The organism is Variovorax sp. GW822-FHT04A09, from assembly GCF_058801005.1.
This window is the reverse complement of record NZ_JBXAMV010000002.1, coordinates 85,898-105,174: the sequence shown is the minus strand read 5'-3', so window position 1 is coordinate 105,174 and position 19,277 is coordinate 85,898. Positions and strand designations below refer to the sequence as shown.

19 protein-coding genes and 1 tRNA gene are annotated in these 19,277 nt (G+C 68.3%); 15 read left to right on the top strand and 5 right to left on the bottom strand.

What is annotated here, in order from left to right; all coding sequences use genetic code 11:
* Nucleotides 1-10: 10 nt before the first annotated feature.
* From mutY to mutM, 3 genes are all read right to left on the bottom strand, one after another.
* Complete coding sequence (mutY, locus tag AC1RLW_RS11570; RefSeq protein ID WP_493193949.1) at nt 11-1,045, bottom strand: A/G-specific adenine glycosylase; 1,035 nt, start codon at nt 1,043-1,045, stop codon at nt 11-13.
* Between the two features lie 40 nt (nt 1,046-1,085).
* On the bottom strand, nt 1,086-3,059 hold the full coding sequence (locus tag AC1RLW_RS11565) for a dynamin family protein (protein WP_493193135.1): 1,974 nt from the start codon (nt 3,057-3,059) through the stop codon (nt 1,086-1,088).
* A gap of 103 nt (nt 3,060-3,162) precedes the next feature.
* Nucleotides 3,163-3,978, bottom strand: a complete 816-nt coding sequence (mutM, locus tag AC1RLW_RS11560) for a bifunctional DNA-formamidopyrimidine glycosylase/DNA-(apurinic or apyrimidinic site) lyase (protein WP_354342281.1) — start codon at nt 3,976-3,978, stop codon at nt 3,163-3,165.
* Between the two features lie 71 nt (nt 3,979-4,049).
* On the opposite strand from mutM, the gene AC1RLW_RS11555 reads away from it, so the two are divergent.
* The 8 genes from AC1RLW_RS11555 (at nt 4,050) to AC1RLW_RS11520 (ending at nt 10,601) form a co-directional block, all read left to right on the top strand.
* Nucleotides 4,050-5,906, top strand: coding sequence for a tetratricopeptide repeat protein (locus tag AC1RLW_RS11555; RefSeq protein WP_493193134.1), 1,857 nt, complete (start codon nt 4,050-4,052; stop codon nt 5,904-5,906).
* Nucleotides 5,907-6,452, top strand: coding sequence for a lipoprotein insertase outer membrane protein LolB (locus AC1RLW_RS11550; protein ID WP_493193133.1), 546 nt, complete (start codon nt 5,907-5,909; stop codon nt 6,450-6,452).
* On the top strand, nt 6,449-7,330 hold the full coding sequence (ispE, locus tag AC1RLW_RS11545) for a 4-(cytidine 5'-diphospho)-2-C-methyl-D-erythritol kinase (RefSeq protein ID WP_070061996.1): 882 nt from the start codon (nt 6,449-6,451) through the stop codon (nt 7,328-7,330). The genes AC1RLW_RS11550 and ispE overlap by 4 nt, the downstream gene beginning before the upstream one ends.
* 71 nt (nt 7,331-7,401) lie before the next feature.
* Nucleotides 7,402-7,478, top strand: a tRNA-Gln gene (locus AC1RLW_RS11540).
* A gap of 143 nt (nt 7,479-7,621) precedes the next feature.
* A complete protein-coding gene (locus AC1RLW_RS11535; protein WP_062476346.1) occupies nt 7,622-8,596 on the top strand; it encodes a ribose-phosphate pyrophosphokinase in 975 nt (324 codons plus the stop codon).
* A gap of 86 nt (nt 8,597-8,682) precedes the next feature.
* Nucleotides 8,683-9,339, top strand: a complete 657-nt coding sequence (locus tag AC1RLW_RS11530) for a 50S ribosomal protein L25/general stress protein Ctc (protein ID WP_062476274.1) — start codon at nt 8,683-8,685, stop codon at nt 9,337-9,339.
* Between the two features lie 81 nt (nt 9,340-9,420).
* Nucleotides 9,421-10,056 carry an aminoacyl-tRNA hydrolase gene (gene pth, locus AC1RLW_RS11525; RefSeq protein ID WP_056573407.1) on the top strand — a complete coding sequence of 212 codons (636 nt, stop codon included), beginning with the start codon at nt 9,421-9,423 and terminating at the stop codon, nt 10,054-10,056.
* Between the two features lie 200 nt (nt 10,057-10,256).
* The gene (locus AC1RLW_RS11520; RefSeq protein ID WP_493193132.1) at nt 10,257-10,601 is read left to right on the top strand and encodes a hypothetical protein; all 345 of its coding nucleotides are present in this window, start codon (nt 10,257-10,259) and stop codon (nt 10,599-10,601) included.
* Here AC1RLW_RS11520 and AC1RLW_RS11515 read toward each other — a convergent pair.
* Complete coding sequence (locus tag AC1RLW_RS11515) at nt 10,584-10,889, bottom strand: YfhL family 4Fe-4S dicluster ferredoxin (protein WP_493193131.1); 306 nt, start codon at nt 10,887-10,889, stop codon at nt 10,584-10,586. The two genes, AC1RLW_RS11520 and AC1RLW_RS11515, sit on opposite strands and share 18 nt — an antisense overlap.
* A 145-nt stretch (nt 10,890-11,034) precedes the next feature.
* On the opposite strand from AC1RLW_RS11515, the gene AC1RLW_RS11510 reads away from it, so the two are divergent.
* The 6 genes from AC1RLW_RS11510 to AC1RLW_RS11485 all read left to right on the top strand — a co-directional run bounded on the left by AC1RLW_RS11510 (nt 11,035) and on the right by AC1RLW_RS11485 (nt 17,857).
* Nucleotides 11,035-11,985 (top strand): ABC transporter permease, encoded by a 951-nt coding sequence (locus tag AC1RLW_RS11510; protein ID WP_095746670.1) that lies wholly within the window; start codon nt 11,035-11,037, stop codon nt 11,983-11,985.
* Nucleotides 11,982-12,857 (top strand): ABC transporter permease, encoded by an 876-nt coding sequence (locus AC1RLW_RS11505; RefSeq protein ID WP_493193130.1) that lies wholly within the window; start codon nt 11,982-11,984, stop codon nt 12,855-12,857. The genes AC1RLW_RS11510 and AC1RLW_RS11505 overlap by 4 nt, the downstream gene beginning before the upstream one ends.
* Before the next feature lie 11 nt (nt 12,858-12,868).
* The gene (locus AC1RLW_RS11500; protein WP_493193129.1) at nt 12,869-13,858 is read left to right on the top strand and encodes an ABC transporter ATP-binding protein; all 990 of its coding nucleotides are present in this window, start codon (nt 12,869-12,871) and stop codon (nt 13,856-13,858) included.
* The gene (locus AC1RLW_RS11495) at nt 13,855-14,676 is read left to right on the top strand and encodes an ATP-binding cassette domain-containing protein (protein ID WP_493193128.1); all 822 of its coding nucleotides are present in this window, start codon (nt 13,855-13,857) and stop codon (nt 14,674-14,676) included. The genes AC1RLW_RS11500 and AC1RLW_RS11495 overlap by 4 nt, the downstream gene beginning before the upstream one ends.
* A 275-nt stretch (nt 14,677-14,951) precedes the next feature.
* A complete protein-coding gene (locus AC1RLW_RS11490; protein WP_159275445.1) occupies nt 14,952-16,439 on the top strand; it encodes an ABC transporter substrate-binding protein in 1,488 nt (495 codons plus the stop codon).
* Between the two features lie 8 nt (nt 16,440-16,447).
* Nucleotides 16,448-17,857: an amidase gene (locus AC1RLW_RS11485; RefSeq protein WP_253252484.1), complete on the top strand. Its 1,410-nt coding sequence runs from the start codon at nt 16,448-16,450 to the stop codon at nt 17,855-17,857.
* Between the two features lie 9 nt (nt 17,858-17,866).
* Here AC1RLW_RS11485 and AC1RLW_RS11480 read toward each other — a convergent pair whose 3' ends face one another.
* Nucleotides 17,867-18,730, bottom strand: coding sequence for a LysR family transcriptional regulator (locus AC1RLW_RS11480; RefSeq protein WP_493193127.1), 864 nt, complete (start codon nt 18,728-18,730; stop codon nt 17,867-17,869).
* Between the two features lie 124 nt (nt 18,731-18,854).
* Here AC1RLW_RS11480 and AC1RLW_RS11475 point away from each other — a divergent pair, with 124 nt between their 5' ends.
* Nucleotides 18,855-19,253: a tautomerase family protein gene (locus AC1RLW_RS11475; RefSeq protein ID WP_095949164.1), complete on the top strand. Its 399-nt coding sequence runs from the start codon at nt 18,855-18,857 to the stop codon at nt 19,251-19,253.
* Nucleotides 19,254-19,277: the final 24 nt, after the last annotated feature.

Sequence of the window (19,277 nt, the reverse complement as noted above, 5' to 3'; positions counted from 1 at the left end):
CGGGGGCCGTTCAGGCCTCGGCGGTTTCCAGCAGCTTGCGCATCGGGGCAGGCAGCCCCAGCCGGCTCCACTCCTGCGTCTCGACCCAGCGCGCGCCCTCGCCTTGCGGCTGGACGCCCTGGAGCAGCACGGGGTGCAGGTGCAGGTCCTTGTGGGTCAGCACGTGCACGAAGGGCGGCAGGTCTTGCACCTCGTGCGCGGCACCCGATGGCAAAGCCGCGAGCAGCGCCTCATGGCTGTCGAACACGGGCAGGCAATGCAGCCCCGCCCAGATGCCCTTGGCCGGCCGCTTCTCCAGCCACACGCGCCCTTGCGCGTCGCGCGCCAGCAGCACCCACAGCGACTGGGCGCTGCGCTTGAGCTTGCGCGTCTTCACCGGGTAGCGCTCGGGCGCGCCCTGGCGCAGGCCCACGCAGCTCGCGTTCACCGGGCAGATCATGCAGCTGGGCTTGCGCGGCAGGCAGACCGTGGCGCCCAGGTCCATCAGGCCCTGCGTGTAGTGCGCCACCGCCTCGCGCTGGCCGTCCGGCGGCAGCAGCTGCGTGGCGAGGTCCCACAGCGCGCGCTCCTGCGCCGACGACGACATGTCGCCGTCGAAGCCGAGCACGCGCGTCAGCACGCGCTTCACGTTGCCGTCGAGGATGGCCACGCGCTCGCCGAAACAGAAGGCCGCAATGGCGGCCGCCGTCGAACGACCGATGCCGGGCAGGGTCACGAGTTCGGCGGCGGTGTGCGGAAAGGCGCCGCCGAAGCGCGCAACCACCTCCTGCGCGCAGCGGTGCATGTTGCGCGCGCGGCTGTAGTAGCCCAGGCCGCTCCACAGGCCGAACACCTCGTCCTCGGTGCCGGCGGCCAGCGCCGCCACGTCGGGAAAACGTTCGAGAAAGCGTGCGAAGTAGCCCAGCACGGTCGTGACCTGCGTCTGCTGGAGCATCACCTCCGAGAGCCAGACGCGGTACGGATCGCGCGTGTTCTGCCACGGCAGTTCACTGCGTCCGTGGCTGCGCTGCCAGCGCACGATCTGTGCGGCGAAATCGGGAGGCAGCGGCGGAGGTGGGGAGACGGCCGCCCGCGCGGCGTTGCGCTCAGGCCGCACGCAGTTGCTCGCCCGCGATGGCGGCGGCCGCGGCAGCCGGCTGGCTGCCGTGCTGCGCGATCAGCGAGGTGAACTCGTGCAGCCGCTCCTGCAGCGCGGCCAGGTGGCTTTCTTGTGCGGCGATCTCGGCCAGCCGGTCGTCGAGGCTGCCCGCGGCGTTCTGGATGCGTTCGATCGCCTCGATGCGCTTGCTGAAATTGCGGCGGCGTTCCTTGAGTTGCGCATCGATCTGCGCGCTCGCGCCCTTGCTCCAGCGCTCGACCTCGGTCATGGCGGCTTCGTTGACGAGCCGCAGCCGGCTGGCCAGCGCACGCACCAGCTTGTCGCAGAAGTCGGCCTGCGCGAGCTTGATCAGGTTGCCCACGCCCAGGTAGTGGATGTGGCTGCGCTCGATCTGGCCCAGCTCCTGCTCGAAGCCGCTCAGGTCGGGTTCGGCCGGCGCCTGCAGCGTGAAGCCCTGCTCGGCGTTGAGCTGGCGGAATGTGGCGTGCAGCATCGACTGGATCTCGGCCGTGGTCGCCTGCACTTCGCGCAGGTTGTTGCGCAGCGCATCGAAGGTTTCGCCGTACACCTTGCGCACGTTGAACTTGACGCCGGGGCGCTTGAGCGCCGCGGCCAGCTTGACCATGTCGGCCTTGAGCGCCGTGCGCCCGAGCACCGCGTACACCTCGCGCAGCAGCTTGCCCTGTACCGAGCGCAGCGCCAGGATGCGGGTGTTGCTGCCCTCGAATTCAGCGTGTTCCTGGTCGATGCGCGCACGCATGTGGCGGATCACCGACACGTTCTTGCCGCGCAGGCCCTGCAGCTCGAGCGCCTGCTCCGACAGGTCGCGCTGGCGCACCTTCAGTAGGCGCTCGGCCTCGGTGCGCAGCGCGGTCATGCCGGCGTCGACCGCGAGCCGCAGCATGGTCTCTCGCTTGCCGAGCACGCCTTCGCCGAGCAGCGCCTCGAGCGCCGGCAGCCGGCTGGCGTCGAGCAGGGCCGCGTCGTGACCGATCTTGGCCTGCAGCCCCTTCTGCGCCGACACCGGCAGCACCTGCGCCAGCGGCACCTCGAGCAGCCGGGCCGCGCCTTCGCGCTGGCGTTCGATCTGTTGCGCGATCTGCGCCGGGGTGCTCAGCGTGTCCCACAGCGTGTCGATCTTGTTGAGCACCACGAAGCGCGTGTCGTGGCTGTCGTCGCCGGTGATCAGGTGCTCGCGCCAGATCGACAGGTCGGAGCGGGTCACGCCGGTTTCGGCGCCCAGGATGAAGACCACGGCATGCGCCTGCGGGATCAGGCTCACGGTGAGTTCGGGCTCGGCACCGATCGCGTTCAGGCCGGGCGTGTCGAGGATCACCAGCCCCTGCTCGAGCAGCGGGTGCGGCATGTTCAGCACCGCATGGCGCCAGCGCGGAATTTCGACGCGGCCTTCGGCGTCCTGCACGGGGTTGTCGTCGGGCGTCTCGGGGTTCCAGAAACCGAGCGCGCGGGCCTCGTCCTTGCTCACCCAGCGGACTTCGGCCACCTTGCCCATGGCGCGGGCCAGTTGCTCGGCGTCGCCCACCTCGATGGGCAGCTCGGTCCAGCGCGTGGGCCGCTCGCGCCAGTGGGCGAGCGAGTGCGGCTCCAGGCGGGTTTCGATGGGCAGCAGGCGCAGCTTGGGCGCCAGGGCGGCGTCGTAGCCCAGCTCGGTCGGGCACATCGTGGTGCGCCCGGCGCTGGCCGGCATGATCCGCCGGCCGTAGCCGGCAAAGAAGATCGCGTTGATCAGCTCCGACTTGCCGCGCGAGAACTCGGCCACGAAGGCCACCATGACCTTGCTGGTGCGGATCTGGTCTTCGAGGGCGCGCAGCCGTTCGGCCACGGCCTGGTCGAGCAGCTCGTTGTCGGTCAGCCAACGGGACAGCCACTGAAGGCGGCGGGCGAAGTTGCTCCGCCAGGCGCCGTGCTGATCGAGCTGTTGGTTGAAAGAGCGGCTCAAGGGGAAGATGTAAGTAAGAATTTACAAATATAACATCGCCACATGGCGAACGGGGTACCGGCAGGAGTTTGCCCCGAAGCAGCCGCCACGGGGCGTGCCTTCCCTAGGATTTCTGGCAATGGGGGCAGTAATAAGTAGAGCGCTGCCCCTGTTTCAACAGCCGGATCGGCGTGCCGCACACCCGGCACGGCTCGCCCGCGCGGCCGTAGACGGTCGCTTCGAGCTGGAAATAGCCGCTCTGCCCATCCACGTTCGAGAAGTCGCGCAATGTGCTGCCGCCCTTCTCCACCGCCCGCGCCAGGATGTCGCGCACCGCCGCATGCAGCTTCGCCGCGCGCGGCCGGCTGATGCGCGCCGCCGACAGGGTCGGCCGGATGCCGGCCATGAACAGCGCCTCCGACGCGTAGATGTTGCCCACGCCCACCACCACGTCGCCCGCGAGCAGCACCTGCTTGATGGCCGTGCGGCGTTTCTTCAGCCCGGCATGGAAGGCGTCGAGGTCGAAGGCATCGCCCAGCGGCTCCATGCCCAGTCCGCCGAGCAGCTTGAGGGCCCAGGGCGCCTCTTCGTCGTCCACGTAGACCACGGCGCCGAAGCGGCGCGGGTCGTTCAGCCGCAGGGTGCCAAGCTCGGTGACGAGGTCGAAGTGGTCGTGCACGCCGGGCTCCGGCAGGTGGATGTCGAAACGCAGGCTGCCCGACATGCCCAGGTGCAGCAACAGCAGCCCGCGGTCCAGGTCGATCAGCAGGTACTTGCCGCGGCGGCGCACCTCGCGCACGCGGCGCCCGACCAGCGCCTGCGGCACCACCATCAGCGCCCAGCGCAGCGGCTTGCCGATGCGCACGGACTCGATGCGCGCGCCGGCGATGCGGTCGGCAAAGCCGCGCCGGGTGACTTCGACTTCGGGTAGTTCAGGCATGAAAAGTAAAACTCCGGCAGCGACGAAGCCCCATGCGGCGCTCGTTCAAATGGCTGGATTATTATGGTCAGATGAACCCATCGCCCCGCCGTCACCGCCTTGCGGCGGCCGCGTCTCTCGTGCTGCTTGCCTACACAACGCACGCACAGTCTCTTGAACCCACCGCCGCCGGCAACCCGCCTCCCGCCGTCGAGCGCACGGCACCGCCGAAGCCGCCGGTGCGCCCCCGGACGACCCCTGCTGCCGCCAAGCCGGCCGCCGAAGCCGCGCAGCCGTCGGCGCTGACGGCCGACCTGTTCTACGAAATCCTCATGGGCGAGATCACCGCCCGCTCCGGCGACCCCGGCTCCGGCTATTCGCTGGTGCTCGACGCCGCCCGGCGCCTGCGCGACGGCAAGCTGTTCCAGCGCGCGGTCGAAATCGCACTGCAGTCGCGTTCCGGCGACGCCGCCATTTCCGCGGCGCGCGCCTGGCAGGAAGCCTTGCCCAATTCGCGCGATGCCCGGCGCATCGAGCTGCAGATCCTGATCGCGCTGAACCGCATCAGCGAAACCGTCGAACCGCTGCGCGCCGAAGTGGCCGCCACCTCGCAGATCGAACGCCCCCTGCTGATGGCGGTGATCGCGCGCACCTACGGCCGCGCCGCCGACAAGAAGCTGGCCGCCTCGGTGGTCGAACAGGCGCTGGTCGACGAACTCAAGAGCCCCACGACCGGCGGACTGGCCTGGGCCACCGTGGGCCGGCTGCGACTGAACGCCGGCGACCCCTCGGGGGCGCTGGACGCCGCGCGCAAGGGGCAGGCCATCGACCCGTCGTCCGAGGCGCCCTCGGCGCTGGCGCTCGAGCTCATCGACCCGGGCCAGCCGCTGGCCGAGCCGATCGTCACGCGCTACCTCGCGAACAACCCCAAGGCCTCGCCTGACCTGCGCATCGCGTACGCACGCACGCTGGTCGAGAACCGCCGCTTCAGCGACGCCAGCACGCAGCTGCAGACCCTGACCGCCGCGCGCCCCGAGCTGGCGGAGCCCTGGCTGCTGCTCGGCAGCCTGCAGATGCAGGCCCGCCAGGAAGCGGCGGCCGAAACCTCGCTCAAGCGCTACGTCGACCTGATGACGGCGCCGGGCCAGAGCCAGGACGCCGGCGACGTCGCCGACCGCAAGCGCGGGCTGACGCAGGCGTATCTCGTGCTCTCGCAGCTGGCCGAGCGGCGCAAGGATTTCCAGGCGGCCGACCGCTGGATCACACGCATCGACAGCGCGGACAACCAGAGCGCCATCCAGGGCCGCCGCGCCAGCCTGCTCGCGAAGCAGGGCAAGCTGCCCCAGGCCCGCGAACTGCTGCGCGCGCTGCCCGAGCGCACGGCGGAGGAACGCAAGCAGAAGCTGCTGGCCGAAACCCAGCTGCTGCGCGAAGCCAAGCAATACCAGGCCGCCTACGACCTGCTGGCCCAGGCCTCGGCCGCCGCGCCGGACGACGGCGACCTCGTCTACGACCAGGCCATGATGGCCGAGAAGCTCAATCGCCTGGACGACATGGAGCGGCTGCTGCGCCGCCTCATGACGCTCAAGCCCGAGAGCCAGAACGCGTACAACGCGCTGGGCTACTCCTTTGCCGATCGCAAGATCCGGCTCGACGAGGCCCGCACGCTCATCCAGAAGGCAGTGCAGCTCGCGCCCGAAGACCCGTTCATTGCCGACAGCCTGGGCTGGGTCGAGTTCCGGCTCGGCAACACGGCGGAGGCGATCCGCATCCTCGAGGCGGCCTACAAGACTCGGCCCGACCCCGAGATCGGCGCGCATTTCGGCGAAGTCCTGTGGTCGGTCGGCCAGAAGGACCGCGCGGTCGCGATCTGGAAAGAATCGCTGCTGACCGACGCCGAGAACGAGACGCTGCAGGAAACCCTCAAGCGCCTGCGCGTCAAACCCTGAATGGCATCGATCACGCACACGGCTCCCGCGCGGGGCGATGGGTCCTTCACCCGCCGCGCGGCGCTTGGCACGGGCGGCGGCGCACTGCTGCTGTGGCTCTCGGGCTGCGCCCAACTCTCGGGCGGCCCGGCCGCTGCGCCCGGGCGATCGGCCAGCTGGAGCGGGCGCATGTCGCTGCGCATCGACAGCGAACCGGTCCAGACCTTTGCCGCCCTGTTCGAGCTGCGCGGCTCGGCCGAAACCGGCGACCTGACACTGACCACGCCCATCGGCAGCACGCTGGCGCAACTGCACTGGGCGCCGGGTGAAGCCCTGCTGAAGAACGGCAGCGAGACCCGCCGCTACGACTCCGTCGACGCGCTGATCGAAGCCGCCACCGGCGCCGCCATTCCGGTGGGCGCCCTGTTCGGCTGGCTCGACGGCCGCGCCGACCCCGTGCCCGGCTGGCGCGCCGACCTGGGCCAGCTGTCGAACGGCCGCCTGCAGGCCACCCGCGAATCCCCGGCGCCCCGGGCAGACCTGCGCATCGTGTTCGAACGCTCATGAAGGCGATCTACGACCTTCCCGCGCCGGCCAAGCTGAATCTGTTCCTGCACATCACCGGGCGGCGCGACGACGGCTACCACCTGCTGCAGTCGGTCTTCATGCTGATCGACTGGTGCGACACGCTCCACGTCGAGCTGCGCAACGATGGCCAACTGAGCCGCGAAGACCTCACCACGCCGCTGCCGGCCGACGATCTCGTGCTGCGCGCCGCCCGTGCGCTGCAGGCGCATGCCGCGCCCGGCCAGGGCGCGCACATCGGCATCGCCAAGCACGTGCCGGCGCAGGCGGGCATGGGCGGCGGATCGTCGGACGCGGCCACCTGCCTGCTCGCGCTCAACCGCCTCTGGAACCTGAACCTGCCGCTGTCGCGCCTGGCGCAGATCGGGTTGAAGCTGGGCGCGGACGTGCCTTTCTTCCTCGGCGGACGCAACGCCTGGGTCGAAGGCATCGGCGAGGAAATCACCCCCGTGAACTTGCCGCCGGCACGCTTCGTGGTGGCCAAACCACCCGAGGGACTCGATACCCGATTAATTTTTTCTGCGGATGATTTGGAACGGGCAACTCCTGTTGCTATAATCTCAGGCTTTGCTGCAGATAGCGAACAGCTAGAAGCCACAAACCTCGGCAACGGGGTTTACGACTTCGGTCACAACGACCTGCAGCCGGTTGCCCAACGGCTTTGCCCCGCAGTCACCGACGCCATCGAATGGCTCGGACTGCAAGGATTGAAGGCCCGGATGACCGGCTCCGGAAGTTCGGTGTTCGCGAAGATGCCGCAATTGCCGCAGGAAGCGGAACTGCTCGAAGCCCCCCGGGGATGGCAGGTTCGACAATGCGACAATCTGGCAGTTCATCCACTCTGGGGATGGGCAGCCTGAAGAGATAATCGGAACGCTCTGCGGTTCGATGCGACATATATCGGTGGGTGGTGCAAACCATCAACCTGTGTAGGGGAGTCGCCAAGCTGGTTAAGGCACTGGATTTTGATTCCAGCATGCAAAGGTTCGAATCCTTTCTCCCCTGCCAAATCTCTCAAACTGCGGCCTGATGGCCGCAGTGCTTCTTTTGCAGTCCACCGGCTGCAATAATCGGCGGCCCACACAGGCCGCCACGACTCGAAACCTTTGGCGGCTTTCCCGCAAGCCCATTTGCACTGCCCGGACGCGCTCATGCAGGCCAATCACCCTGACTTCTTGGTTTTCACCGGCAACGCCAATCCCGGCCTTGCTGCAGAAATCGCGCACAACCTCGGCACCTCGCTGGGCGCGGCACGCGTCGGTCGCTTCTCCGACGGCGAAGTCACCGTCGAGATCAACCAGAACGTCCGTGCCCGCGACGTGTTCGTGGTGCAGTCGACCTGCGCGCCGACCAACGAAAACCTGATGGAACTGCTGATCATGGTCGACGCGCTCAAGCGCGCTTCGGCCGAGCGGATCAGCGCCGTGATTCCCTACTTCGGCTACGCCCGCCAGGACCGCCGCCCGCGCTCGAGCCGCGTGCCGATCTCGGCCAAGGTGGTCGCCAACCTGCTGGAAACCGTGGGCGTCGAGCGCGTGCTCACCATGGACCTGCACGCCGACCAGATCCAGGGCTTCTTCGACATTCCGGTCGACAACATCTACGCCTCGCCCGTGCTGCTGGGCGACCTGCGCCAGAAGAACTACGAAGACCTGATCGTGGTCTCGCCCGACGTCGGCGGCGTGGTGCGCGCCCGTGCGCTGGCCAAGCAACTGAACTGCGACCTCGCCATCATCGACAAGCGCCGCCCGAAGGCCAACGTCAGCGAAGTCATGAACGTGATCGGCGAAATCGACGGCCGCAACTGCGTGATCATGGACGACATGATCGACACGGCCGGCACGCTGGTCAAAGCGGCCGAAGTGCTGAAGGAGCGCGGCGCCAAGAGCGTGTATGCCTACTGCACGCACCCGATCTTCTCGGGCCCGGCCATCGAGCGCCTCTCCAAGGGCACGGCCCTGGACGAAGTGGTCGTCACCAACACCATCCCTCTTTCCGACGCGGCCGTCGCGTGCGGAAAGATCCGCCAGCTCTCCGTGGCACCGCTGATCGCCGAAACGATCCAGCGCATTGCCAAGGGCGAGTCGGTGATGAGTTTGTTCTCGGACCAGGACAACCTGTTCTGAGCTGAGAGCGAAAAAGCAGGCCTCCTTCGGAGGCCTTTTTGAACCGGAGTCGCACTGGTCGCGGTGGACTCTCACAGGAGCTAGTTATGAAATTCGTCGCTTATGAGCGCGCAAAGCAGGGCACGGGTGCGAGCCGCCGTCTCCGCATCACGGGCAAGACCCCGGGCATCGTCTACGGTGGTGACACCCAGCCGCAACTGATCGAAATCGATCACAACGCGCTGTGGCACGCCCTGAAGAAGGAAGCCTTCCACTCGTCGATCCTCGAAATGGACCTCGCCGGCGCCGTCACCAAGGTGCTGCTGCGCGACGTGCAATACCACCCGTTCCGCCAGCTGGTGCAACACATCGACTTCCAACGCGTCGATGCCAAGACCCGCATGAACATGAAGGTGCCGCTTCACTTCAAGGGTGAAGAAGAGTCCGACGCCGTCAAGCTGGATCACAACCTCGTGAACCACGTGATGACCGAGCTGGAAATCAACTGCCTGCCCAGCGATCTGCCTGAATTCATCGAGATCGACCTCTCGGGCCTGAAGAAGAACGCCACGCTGCACGTCAACGACATCAAGCTGCCCAAGGGCGTGAAGTTCGTGAGCCACGGCAAGACCAACCCGGTCATCGTGTCGGCCGTGCCGCCGCTGGTCTCGGAAGAGCCCGCACCGGCCGCCGAAGGCGCTGCTGCCGAAGGCGCTGCTGCTGCCGCTGGCAAGCCCGCCGCCAAGACGGCCAAGAAGAAGTAATCCTCTTTCTTTCCGTCCGCGAACAGAAGGCCCGCCCCGTGCGGGCCTTTTGCTTTGGGGGGCGGCGAGATAATTCCCGCCATGATCAAGCTGTTTGTCGGCCTCGGAAACCCGGGCCCTGAGTACGAAGCCACGCGCCACAACGCCGGCTTCTGGTGGATCGACGCCCTCGCGCGCGACTGGAAACTCAACCTCGTGCCCGAGCGCGGCTACCACGGCCTTGCGGCACGCGCGAACATCGGCGGCCAGAGCATCTGGCTGCTGGAGCCGCAGACCTTCATGAACCTGTCGGGCAAGTCGGTGGCCGCGCTGGCGCGCTTCTTCAAGATCGCGCCCGAGGAAATCCTCGTGGTGCACGACGAGCTCGACGTGGTGCCCGGCCAGGCCAAGCTCAAGTTCGGCGGCAGCCATGCGGGCCACAACGGCCTGCGCGACATCCACGCCCAGCTCGGCACCGGCGACTACTGGCGCCTGCGCCTGGGCATCGGCCATCCCGGCGTGAAGTCGGAGGTCGTCAACTGGGTGCTCAAGAAGCCGCTCAAGGAACAACGTGAAGCGATCGAAGACGCCATCGTGCGCACCTTGCATGCCGCCCCCGCGCTGGTGGCCGGCGAGATGGAAAAAGCCACGCTGATGATTCACACGAGCAAACCGCCGCGGCCCAAGCCGCCGAGGCGGGAGCCCGGCGACGGAGGCACGACGCCTGCCGCCACCTAGCCGGCCACGGGAGTGCAGGGAGGGAGAGCAAACAAAAAATGAGAAAAAGAAGAACGACGACGAAGAACAAGAAGACAGCAGGCACAGCGGCAATTGCTATATTTTCAATAGCACTGTCCGCCGCCTGCATGGGCGCCTCAGCCCAGACCTGGCGATGTGGCAACACCTACTCTGACCAGCCGTGCGAAGGCGGGCGAACCGTGAAGGTGGACGACCGGCGCAACGATGCGGACCGCAAGGCGTCGGAGGACGCCACGCGCCGCAACGAACGCAGCGCGGGTCGGCTGGCACGCCACCGAGAGTCGCAGGAGCGGGAGGCGCTCGGCCGGCGCAGTCCCACGACCTTCGATGCCGGGCGCTTCGCCACGAGCGAGCAACCGCTCACGCCCGCAGAACAGGCCGCCCAGGCCCGCCAGCGCAAGCACACGGCCGAGCCCCGCCCGACGAGCGCGCGCTTCAACAGTCCTTCGACCGGCGACGAGGCGCCGAAGGACACAGGCAAGAAGAAAAAGAAGAAGAAACCCGGCTCAGAGGGCGCCGGCTGACGACGACGGCGAAGCGGCATCCGAAGACGGCGCCGCCGCCTTGTCCGCCGTGAGGCGCACGTACTTCTGCATCAGCGTCTCGCGGGTCTCCACATGGTCCGGGTTCACCGGGATGCAGGCCACCGGGCAGATCTGCACGCACTGCGGCTCGTCGAAGTGGCCGACGCACTCGGTGCACTTGTGCGGGTCGATCTCGTAGAACTCGGCGCCCATGTAGATCGCATCGTTCGGGCACTCGGGCTCGCAGACATCGCAGTTGATGCATTCGTCGGTGATCATGAGGGCCATCCCCCGATTATCGGCGGACCGGGCGAAGGCCTCCCAGCAGACCCTGCGGAGCCCCCGCCGGCGTCAGGGAGGTCCGGCGAGGAGCGACAAAGTTCACAGCCAAGGCACGGTTGTTGCACCAGTCAGTTATGCTGCGGCCCGCCCCATGAGTCTGTTTCTATTCAAGCGCATCGCCACGCTGATCGGCACCCTGATCGGCGCCTCGGTCATCGTTTTCCTCGTCCTCGAGATCCTGCCCGGCAATGCCGCGCAGATGCTCATGGGCCCCGACGCCTCGCCCGACGCCGTCGCTGCCCTGGCCACCAAGCTCGGCCTGGACCAGCCTGCGTGGACCCGCTACTGGCACTGGATCGGCGGCCTGCTCACCGGCAACCTCGGCGACAGCTACGCCTACAGCTCGCCGGTCATCGACCTGATCCTCGAACGTTTGGCTCTCACCGTGCCCTTGGCCGTGATGGCGATGGCCCTCACCGTCGTCATCGCGTTGCTCGTGGGCGTGACGGCTGCGGCGCGCCACAACAAGCTCGGCGACGTCGGCCTCATGGGCATGGCCCAGGTCGGCATCGCCATTCCCAACTTCTGGTTCGCGATCCTGCTGATCCTCGTGTTCTCGGTGCAGCTGCAGTGGTTTTCCGCGGGCGGCTTCGAGGGCTGGGGTGAAGGCATCTTCGCGGGATTGAAATCGCTGCTGCTGCCGGCGCTCTCGCTGGCCGTGGTGCAGGCCGCGATCCTCGCGCGCATCACGCGCTCGGCCGTGCTCGAGGTGATGCGCGAAGACTTCGTGCGCACCGCACGTGCCAAGGGCGTGTCGCAGCGCATGGTGCTGTGGACCCACGTGCTGCGCAACGCGATGATTCCGGTGATCACCGTCATGGGCATGCAGTTCTCCGAACTGCTGGCCGGCACCATCGTGGTGGAGAACGTGTTCTACCTGCCCGGGCTGGGCCGGCTGATCTTCCAGGCCATCAGCAACCGCGACCTGATCGTGGTGCGCAATTGCGTGATGCTGCTCGCGGCCATGGTCGTCATCGTGAACTTCGTGGTCGACGTGCTCTATGCCGTGATCGACCCGCGCATCAAGGCGAGCGACGTATGAGCATGACCACCGTTCCCAGCGCCGTCGCGCTCAAGGTGCCGGGCTTCTGGCGCCGCGCCCTGCACCACCGCAGCTTCGCGATCGGCGGCGTGCTGAGCCTGCTGCTGCTCATCGCTGCTGTGCTCTCTTTGGTCTGGACGCCCTGGTCGCCCTACGCGATGGACATGGCGAACAAGATGCAGGGCCCTTCGGCGACGCACTGGCTCGGCACCGATGCCTTCGGGCGCGACGTGGCCTCGTTGCTGCTGGTGGGCGCACGCGCCTCCATCCTCGTCGGCGTGATCGCCGTGGGCATCGGCCTCGTGGTCGGCACGGCGCTGGGACTGCTCGCCGCGGCCCGACGCGGCTGGGTCGAAGAGGCGGTGATGCGCCTGTCGGACTTCACGCTGGCCTTCCCCGCCATCCTGTCGGCCATCATGATGACGGCCGTGTTCGGCGCCGGCATCGTCAACGCCATCATCGCGATCGGCATCTACAACATCCCGACGTTTGCGCGCATTACGCGCGCTTCAGCCAACGCGATCTGGTCGCGCGAGTACGTCGCCGCCGCACGCGCCTGCGGCAAGGGCAGCTTCGCGATCACCATGCAGCACGTGCTGCCCAACATCTCGGCCGTGCTGATCGTGCAGATCACCATCCGCTTCGCCATCGCGATCCTGGCCGAAGCTGCGCTGTCGTACCTCGGCCTCGGCACGCAACCGCCACAGCCTTCATGGGGCCGCATGCTCAGCGAAGCCCAGACCCTCATGTTCCAGCAGCCGCTGCTCGCGGTGTTCCCCGGCATGGCCATCGCCCTGGCGGTGCTCGGCCTGAACCTGATGGGCGACGGCCTGCGCGACCTGCTCGATCCGCGCCTGGCGCGCGCGAGGTAAACAAGCACGCCATGGCGCTTCTCGAAGTCAACGACCTCCACATCGGCCTGCAGACGCAACGCGGCCCGGCCGAAGCCGTGCGCGGCATTTCCTTCTCGCTGGAGCGCGGCGAAACGCTGGGCATCGTCGGCGAGTCGGGCTGCGGCAAGTCGATCACCGTCATGTCGCTCATGGGCCTGCTGCCCGCGACCGCGAAGGTCACGGGCAGCATCCGCTTCGACGGCACCGAGCTGGTCGGGCGCGACGAAAAGGACATGTGCCAGATCCGCGGCAACCGCATCGGCATGATCTTCCAGGAGCCGATGACGGCGCTGAACCCGGTGCACACCATCGCGCGCCAGGTCGGCGAACCGCTACGGCTGCACCGCTGGCTGTCGAAGGCCGAGGCGCGCAAGGAAGTGCTCGCGCTGCTCGACCGCGTCGGCATTCCCGACGCGGCCTCGCGCCTCGATGCGTATCCGCACCAGTTCTCGGGCGGGCAGCGCCAGCGCATCGGTATCGCGATGGCGCTGGCCTGCGGCCCCGACCTGCTGATTGCCGACGAGCCCACCACCGCGCTCGACGTGACGATCCAGAAGCAGATCCTCGAGCTCATCCAGGGCCTCGTGGCCGAGCGCGGCATGGCGCTCATCCTGATCTCGCACGACCTCGGCGTGATCTCGCAGACGGTCTCGAAGATGCTCGTGATGTACGGCGGCAGCGTGGTCGAGAGCGGCCCCACCGACGCCGTGTTCGCCAAGCGCGCCCACCCCTACACGCAAGGCCTGTTCGCCGCGCGCCCCGCCGTCGGCGCGCCGCGCGGCCTGCGCCTGGCGACCATCCGCGGCAGCGTGCCCGAGCTGGTCGACCTGCCACCGGGCTGCCCGTTCGCGGGCCGCTGCGCGTACACGGTCGACGCCTGCCACACCACGCGGCCGTCCGCCACGGTGATGCCACCGGACCACGCGGTGCGCTGCATGCGTCTTGAAGAAATTGCAGCCGCGCAGGCTGTTGCGCCATGAATCCATCGACCCCGTTGCTGCAGGTGACCGACCTCGTGCGGCACTACGCCCTGCCGCGCGAAAAGCTCTTCGGCCCGCCGCCCACCGTGAAGGCGCTCAACGGCGTGAGCTTCGAGGTGCAGGCCGGCAAGAGCGTGGGCATCGTCGGCGAATCGGGCTCGGGCAAGTCGACTATCGCGCGCCTTGTGATGGCATTGGACACGCCGACCTCGGGCAGCGTCGCGCTCGAAGGCCGCAACCTGCACACGCTGTCGAAGGCCGAGCTGCGCACCGCGCGGCGCGACTTCCAGATGGTGTTCCAAGACCCGTACGGCTCGCTCGACCCGCGCCAGACCGTCGCGCGCATCGTCGCCGAGCCGCTCGAAGCGCTGGCCGAAACGCGCCGCACCGAGCAGCGCGAGCGCGCCGCCGAAGCGCTTGCCGCCGTGGGCCTGCGCACCACCGACCTCGACAAGTACCCGCACGAGTTCTCCGGCGGCCAGCGCCAGCGCATCGCGATCGCACGCGCGCTCATCACGCGCCCCAAGCTCATCGTGGCCGACGAGCCCGTGAGCGCACTCGACGTCTCGGTGCAGGCCCAGGTGCTCAACCTCATGCAGGACCTGCAGCAGCAGTTCGGCATCAGCTACCTGCTCATCAGCCACGACCTCGCCGTGGTCAACCACCTGTGCGACGAGGTGTGCGTGGTGTTCAAGGGGCAGATCGTGGAGCAGGGGCCGCCGGCCGAGCTGTTCCATCACGCGCAGCATCCGTACACCCGCACCCTGCTGTCGGCGGTGCTGCACACACCGCCCGGCGGCACGCTGCGCGCCGCCTGAAGTCACCGGGGCGCGGCCTCGGACAGATCGGTCATGAGCATCTGGTGGCGCAAGCGCTTGGCTTCGCGCAAGATCGCTCGCCCATCCGGGAACGTCCCGAGGAAAAACCGCCCGCGCCGGCGCGCACCGGAGGGCCTGCTGCGAGAGAATGATCCGCTGCACGTGGCATCTTTCGTGCTGTGTGTCTTTCTTTCGTGGCGCTGCGCTTCCCCCTGGGGCACGGTGCGCGCCGAAGCAGTCATTCGACACTGACCGTTTTCCGGAGATCACCCCGTATGTTGAACCGTCGCACGCTCCTTACCACCGCCGGCGCCACCGTCGCCCTGGCCACCCCGCTGGCCGGCATGGCGCAGGGCCGCAAGGACGCCATCGTGATCGGCATGGCCCTGGAGCCGCCGGGCCTGGACCCGACCACCGGCGCCGCCGCCGCCATCGCCGAGGTCGTGCAGTACAACATCCTGGAAACGCTGACCAAGATCAACGTCGACGGCAGCGTCACGCCGCTCCTGGCCGAGAGCTGGGAAATCTCGCCCGACCTGAAGACCTACACCTTCAAGCTGCGCAAGGGCGTCAAGTTCCAGAACGGCGAGCCCTTCAACGCGTCCACCGTCAAGTTCGCGTTCGACCGCGCCGGCGGCGAGAAGAGCACCAACAAGGACAAGCGCACCTTCGCCAACCTCGCCACGCAGGTGGTCGACGAGCACACGGTGGTGGTCATCAACAAGGAGATCGACCCCGACCTGCCCTTCGTGCTGGGCCAGGCCACGGCCGCCATCGTCGAGCCCAAGAGCGCCGAGGGCAACGCCACCAAGCCGATCGGCACCGGTCCCTACAAGCTGGACAACTGGGCCAAGGGCTCGTCGATCACGCTGAGCAAGTGGGAGGGCTTCCGCGCCCCCGCTGTCGCCAAGATCAACAAGGTCACCTTCCGCTTCATCTCGGACACCGCCGCGCAGGCCGCCGCCGTGCTCTCGGGCGACGTGGACGTGTTCACGCGCATCGGCACGCGCGCCGTGCCGCAGTTCCGCAACAACCCGCAGTTCCAGACCATCCTGGCCGGTTCGCGCGCCAAGACCATCCTCTCGATCAACAACAAGAAGAAGCCGCTCGACGACGTGCGCGTGCGCCGCGCGATCCTCGCGGCCATCGATCGCAAGGCCTTCATCGAGGGCGCGGCCGACGGCCTGGGCGTGCCGATCGGCAGCCATTACGTGCCGGGCGCCGCGGGCTACATCGACACCACGGGCATCAACCCCTTCGACATCGAGAAGGCCAAGAAGCTGCTCGCCGAAGCCGGCGTGAAGACCCCGCTCGAACTGCGCATGACCCTGCCCCCGCCGCCGTACGCGCGCCAGGGCGGCGAAGTCATCGTGGCCCAGCTCGCCAAGATCGGCATCAACGTGAAGATCCAGAACGTCGAGTGGGCGCAGTGGCTCAGCGGCACCTACGGCAACAAGGACTACGACCTGTCGATCATTTCGCACGTCGAGCCTTTCGACCTGGGCAACTACGCCAAGCCCGACTACTACTGGGGCTACCAGTCGAAGGCCTTCGACACGCTGTTCGACAAGATCAAGTCCACCGGCAACGCGGCCGAGCGCAACAAGCTGCTGGGCGAGGCGCAGAAGCTGCTGGCCACCGACGCGGCCAACGGCTTCCTCTACCAGCCGCAGTTCCCGACCGTGGCCAAGAAGAACGTCAAGGGCCTCTGGAAAGAGAACCCGATCTTCGTGAACGACCTGTCGGCCCTGTCGTGGGGATGAGCCCCGCAGTGCCTGACGCTTCCCTGCCATCGTTGAGCGACCTGTCGGCGCAGGAGCTCTCTGCGGCCTACCGCGAGAAGCGCCTGTCGCCGGTCGAGGTGACGCGCGCCGTCATCGCGCGCATCGAGCACTGCGAGCCCCGGCTGCAGGCCACGTGGCTGTTCCGGCCGGAGGCCGCGCTGGAGCAGGCGCGCGCCTCGGAGCAGCGCTGGCAGCGCGGCGATGCACGCGGCCCGCTCGACGGCGTGCCGACCACGATCAAGGAAAACATCGCCACGCGCGGCGACCCGCTGCCCGCGGGCACCGCCGCGGTCGACCTCATGCCCGCCGCCGCCGACGCGCCGCCGGCCGCGCGCCTGAAGGAGGCCGGCGCCGTCATCGTCAGCAAGACCACCATGCCCGACTACGGCATGTTGTCGTCGGGGCTGTCGAGCTTTCACACGCTGGCGCGCAACCCCTGGGACCTGAGCCGCACGCCGGGCGGTTCCAGCGCTGGCGCCGGTGCCGCCGCGGCGGCAGGCTATGGCCCGCTGCACCTGGGCACCGACATCGGCGGCTCGCTGCGGCTGCCCGCCAGTTGGTGCGGCATCTTCACGCTCAAGCCCAGTCTGGGACGCATCCCGATCGATCCGCCCTACATGGGCCGCGCCGCCGGCCCCATGACGCGCACCGTCGGCGACGCCGCGCTCATGATGCAGGCGCTGGCCCGGCCCGACGCGCGCGACAGCATGAGCCTGCCCGCGCAGGACATCGACTGGGCCGCGTTCGATGTCGCGCCCGACCACCTGCGCGGCCTGCGCATCGGGCTGCTGCTGGACGCCGGCTGCGGCCTCGCGGTCGAACCCGAGATCCAGGCCGCGGTCGAGCAGGCCGCGCGCCTGTTCGAAAAGGCCGGCGCCACGGTCGAGCCCATGCAACCCTTCATGTCGCAGGCCCTGCTCGACGGCATGGACCACCTGTGGCGCATGCGCTCGCTCGTGGACCTGAAGGCCCTGCGCCCCGACCAGCGCGCCAAGGTGCTGCCCTACATCCGCGAATGGGCCGAGAGCGCCGCCGAGTTCAGCGGCGAGCACGTGTTCCGCAGCTTCAGCCAGTTCCACGCCACGCGCGTCACCACGGTGAACGCCTGCGCCCGCTTCGACTACGTGATCTCGCCGGTGTCGCCCAACATGCCGGCGGCGGCCGAGGCGCCCTCGCCCACCAACGACCCGCTGCGGCCGCTGGAGCACATCGGCTTCACCGTGCCGTTCAACATGTCGGAGCAACCGGCGGCGTCGGTGAACTGCGGGTACTCGGCCGGCGGCCTGCCGATCGGGCTGCAGATCGCGGGACAGCGCTTCGACGACCTCGGCGTGCTGCGCGTGGCGCGTGCGTTCGAGCAGATCCGGGAAGTGCAGCGGCCCTGGCCGCAGCTCTGAGCACGGCCTTCAGGCCAGCTGCAACGACAGCATCTCCCGCGCCCGCGTCACGAACGCGGTCTCGCCCCGCCGCGCGGGCAGCCACTGGAACGCCACGCGCGGCAGCGCCGGCAACCCATGGGGCGGCGCGAGCCGCGCGATGCCTTCCCCGATCGCCGATTCGTTGAGGCAGGCCACGCCCAGGCCTGCGGCCAGGGCCGACTGCAGGCCCGCCACCCCCGACGCGACATGCGCCAGCACATAGGGCACGCGGCGGCGGCGCAGCAGGGACACGGTGAACTGGTGCAGTGAGCAGGTGTCGGGCAGCGCCAGCAATCGCACCGGCTCGCCGCGCACCACGCGCAGGCCGGTCGCGCCAAGCCACGCCAGCGATTCGCGCCGCAGCACGGCGCCACTGCCGGCCGCGACTGCATTGGCTCCCGCGATGTTCATGGCCAGGCCCACGTCGAAATCGCCGTGCGCGTAGGCGGTGCGCAGCGCGTCGCTCTTCAGGATGGTCACGTGCAGCCGCACCTGCGGATAGCGCTCGCCGAGCCGGCCCAGCAGGCGGGTGAGGTCGCCGGGGCGGAAGTAGTCGGTCACGGCCAGCCGCAACTCGCCCTGCAGGGTTTCGCCGCGCAGGTCGCGAAAGGCCTCGTCGCTCAGCGCGAGGATGCGACGCGCATGCCCCAGCAACCGCAGGCCCGCCTCGGTGGGCGCCACGCCGGCCTTGCTGCGGGTCAGCAGCGACTGGCCGGCGCGCTCCTCGAGCTTGCGGATCTGCTCGCTCACCGACGACTGCGACAGGTACACGCGCGGCGCCGCGGCCGTGAGGCTGCCGGCGTCGGCCACCGCCACCAGGGTGCGCAACTGTTCGAGGTCGAAGCCTTGCATGGTGCCTGCCTATCCATTCTCTGATCCGATGGATTCCATCATATCTTCCCGCTTTTCCGATGACGAGCGAAATCCCACAATCACCCCATCGACAACCCGTTCTTCAACGCAAAAGGAGTCCACCATGCCCCACATCGTCGTCCACCTCTCCGGCCAGCCTGACGCCGCCCTCACCCGCAAGACCGTCGACACGGTCGCCGAGCTCACGCAGAGCGTGCTGGGCAAGGCGCTGCCGGTCATCGCCGTCACGGTGCAGTACATCGCCGCCGACAGCTGGTTCATCGGCGGCAAGTCGCTGGCCGAGCTCGGCAAGTCGGCCTTCCATCTGGACATCAGCGTGACCGACGAGACCAACACCAAGGCCGAGAAGGCGCGCTACCTGCGCGAGGTGCACGCGGCCATGGCCCGGCTGCGGCCCGACCTGCACGAAGTCTCGTACGTCCACGTGATCGACGCGCGCGCCGCGGCCTACGGCTACGGCGGCCAGACGCAGGAGTACCGGCACCAGCAAGCGGGTGTCTGAGAAGACTTGAAAGACGCCGGGGGC

Bases quoted from the DNA above. Each gene is read 5' to 3' on its own strand.
- mutM (WP_354342281.1), bottom strand. From the start codon at position 3,978: ATGCCTGAACTACCCGAAGTCGAAGTCACCCGGCGCGGCTTTGCCGAC.
- AC1RLW_RS11555 (WP_493193134.1), top strand. From the start codon at position 4,050: ATGAACCCATCGCCCCGCCGTCACCGCCTTGCGGCGGCCGCGTCTCTC.
- AC1RLW_RS11550 (WP_493193133.1), top strand. From the start codon at position 5,907: ATGGCATCGATCACGCACACGGCTCCCGCGCGGGGCGATGGGTCCTTC.
- ispE (WP_070061996.1), top strand. From the start codon at position 6,449: ATGAAGGCGATCTACGACCTTCCCGCGCCGGCCAAGCTGAATCTGTTC.
- AC1RLW_RS11535 (WP_062476346.1), top strand. From the start codon at position 7,622: ATGCAGGCCAATCACCCTGACTTCTTGGTTTTCACCGGCAACGCCAAT.
- AC1RLW_RS11530 (WP_062476274.1), top strand. From the start codon at position 8,683: ATGAAATTCGTCGCTTATGAGCGCGCAAAGCAGGGCACGGGTGCGAGC.
- pth (WP_056573407.1), top strand. From the start codon at position 9,421: ATGATCAAGCTGTTTGTCGGCCTCGGAAACCCGGGCCCTGAGTACGAA.
- AC1RLW_RS11515 (WP_493193131.1), bottom strand. From the start codon at position 10,889: ATGGCCCTCATGATCACCGACGAATGCATCAACTGCGATGTCTGCGAG.
- AC1RLW_RS11510 (WP_095746670.1), top strand. From the start codon at position 11,035: ATGAGTCTGTTTCTATTCAAGCGCATCGCCACGCTGATCGGCACCCTG.
- AC1RLW_RS11505 (WP_493193130.1), top strand. From the start codon at position 11,982: ATGAGCATGACCACCGTTCCCAGCGCCGTCGCGCTCAAGGTGCCGGGC.
- AC1RLW_RS11500 (WP_493193129.1), top strand. From the start codon at position 12,869: ATGGCGCTTCTCGAAGTCAACGACCTCCACATCGGCCTGCAGACGCAA.
- AC1RLW_RS11495 (WP_493193128.1), top strand. From the start codon at position 13,855: ATGAATCCATCGACCCCGTTGCTGCAGGTGACCGACCTCGTGCGGCAC.
- AC1RLW_RS11490 (WP_159275445.1), top strand. From the start codon at position 14,952: ATGTTGAACCGTCGCACGCTCCTTACCACCGCCGGCGCCACCGTCGCC.
- AC1RLW_RS11480 (WP_493193127.1), bottom strand. From the start codon at position 18,730: ATGCAAGGCTTCGACCTCGAACAGTTGCGCACCCTGGTGGCGGTGGCC.
- AC1RLW_RS11475 (WP_095949164.1), top strand. From the start codon at position 18,855: ATGCCCCACATCGTCGTCCACCTCTCCGGCCAGCCTGACGCCGCCCTC.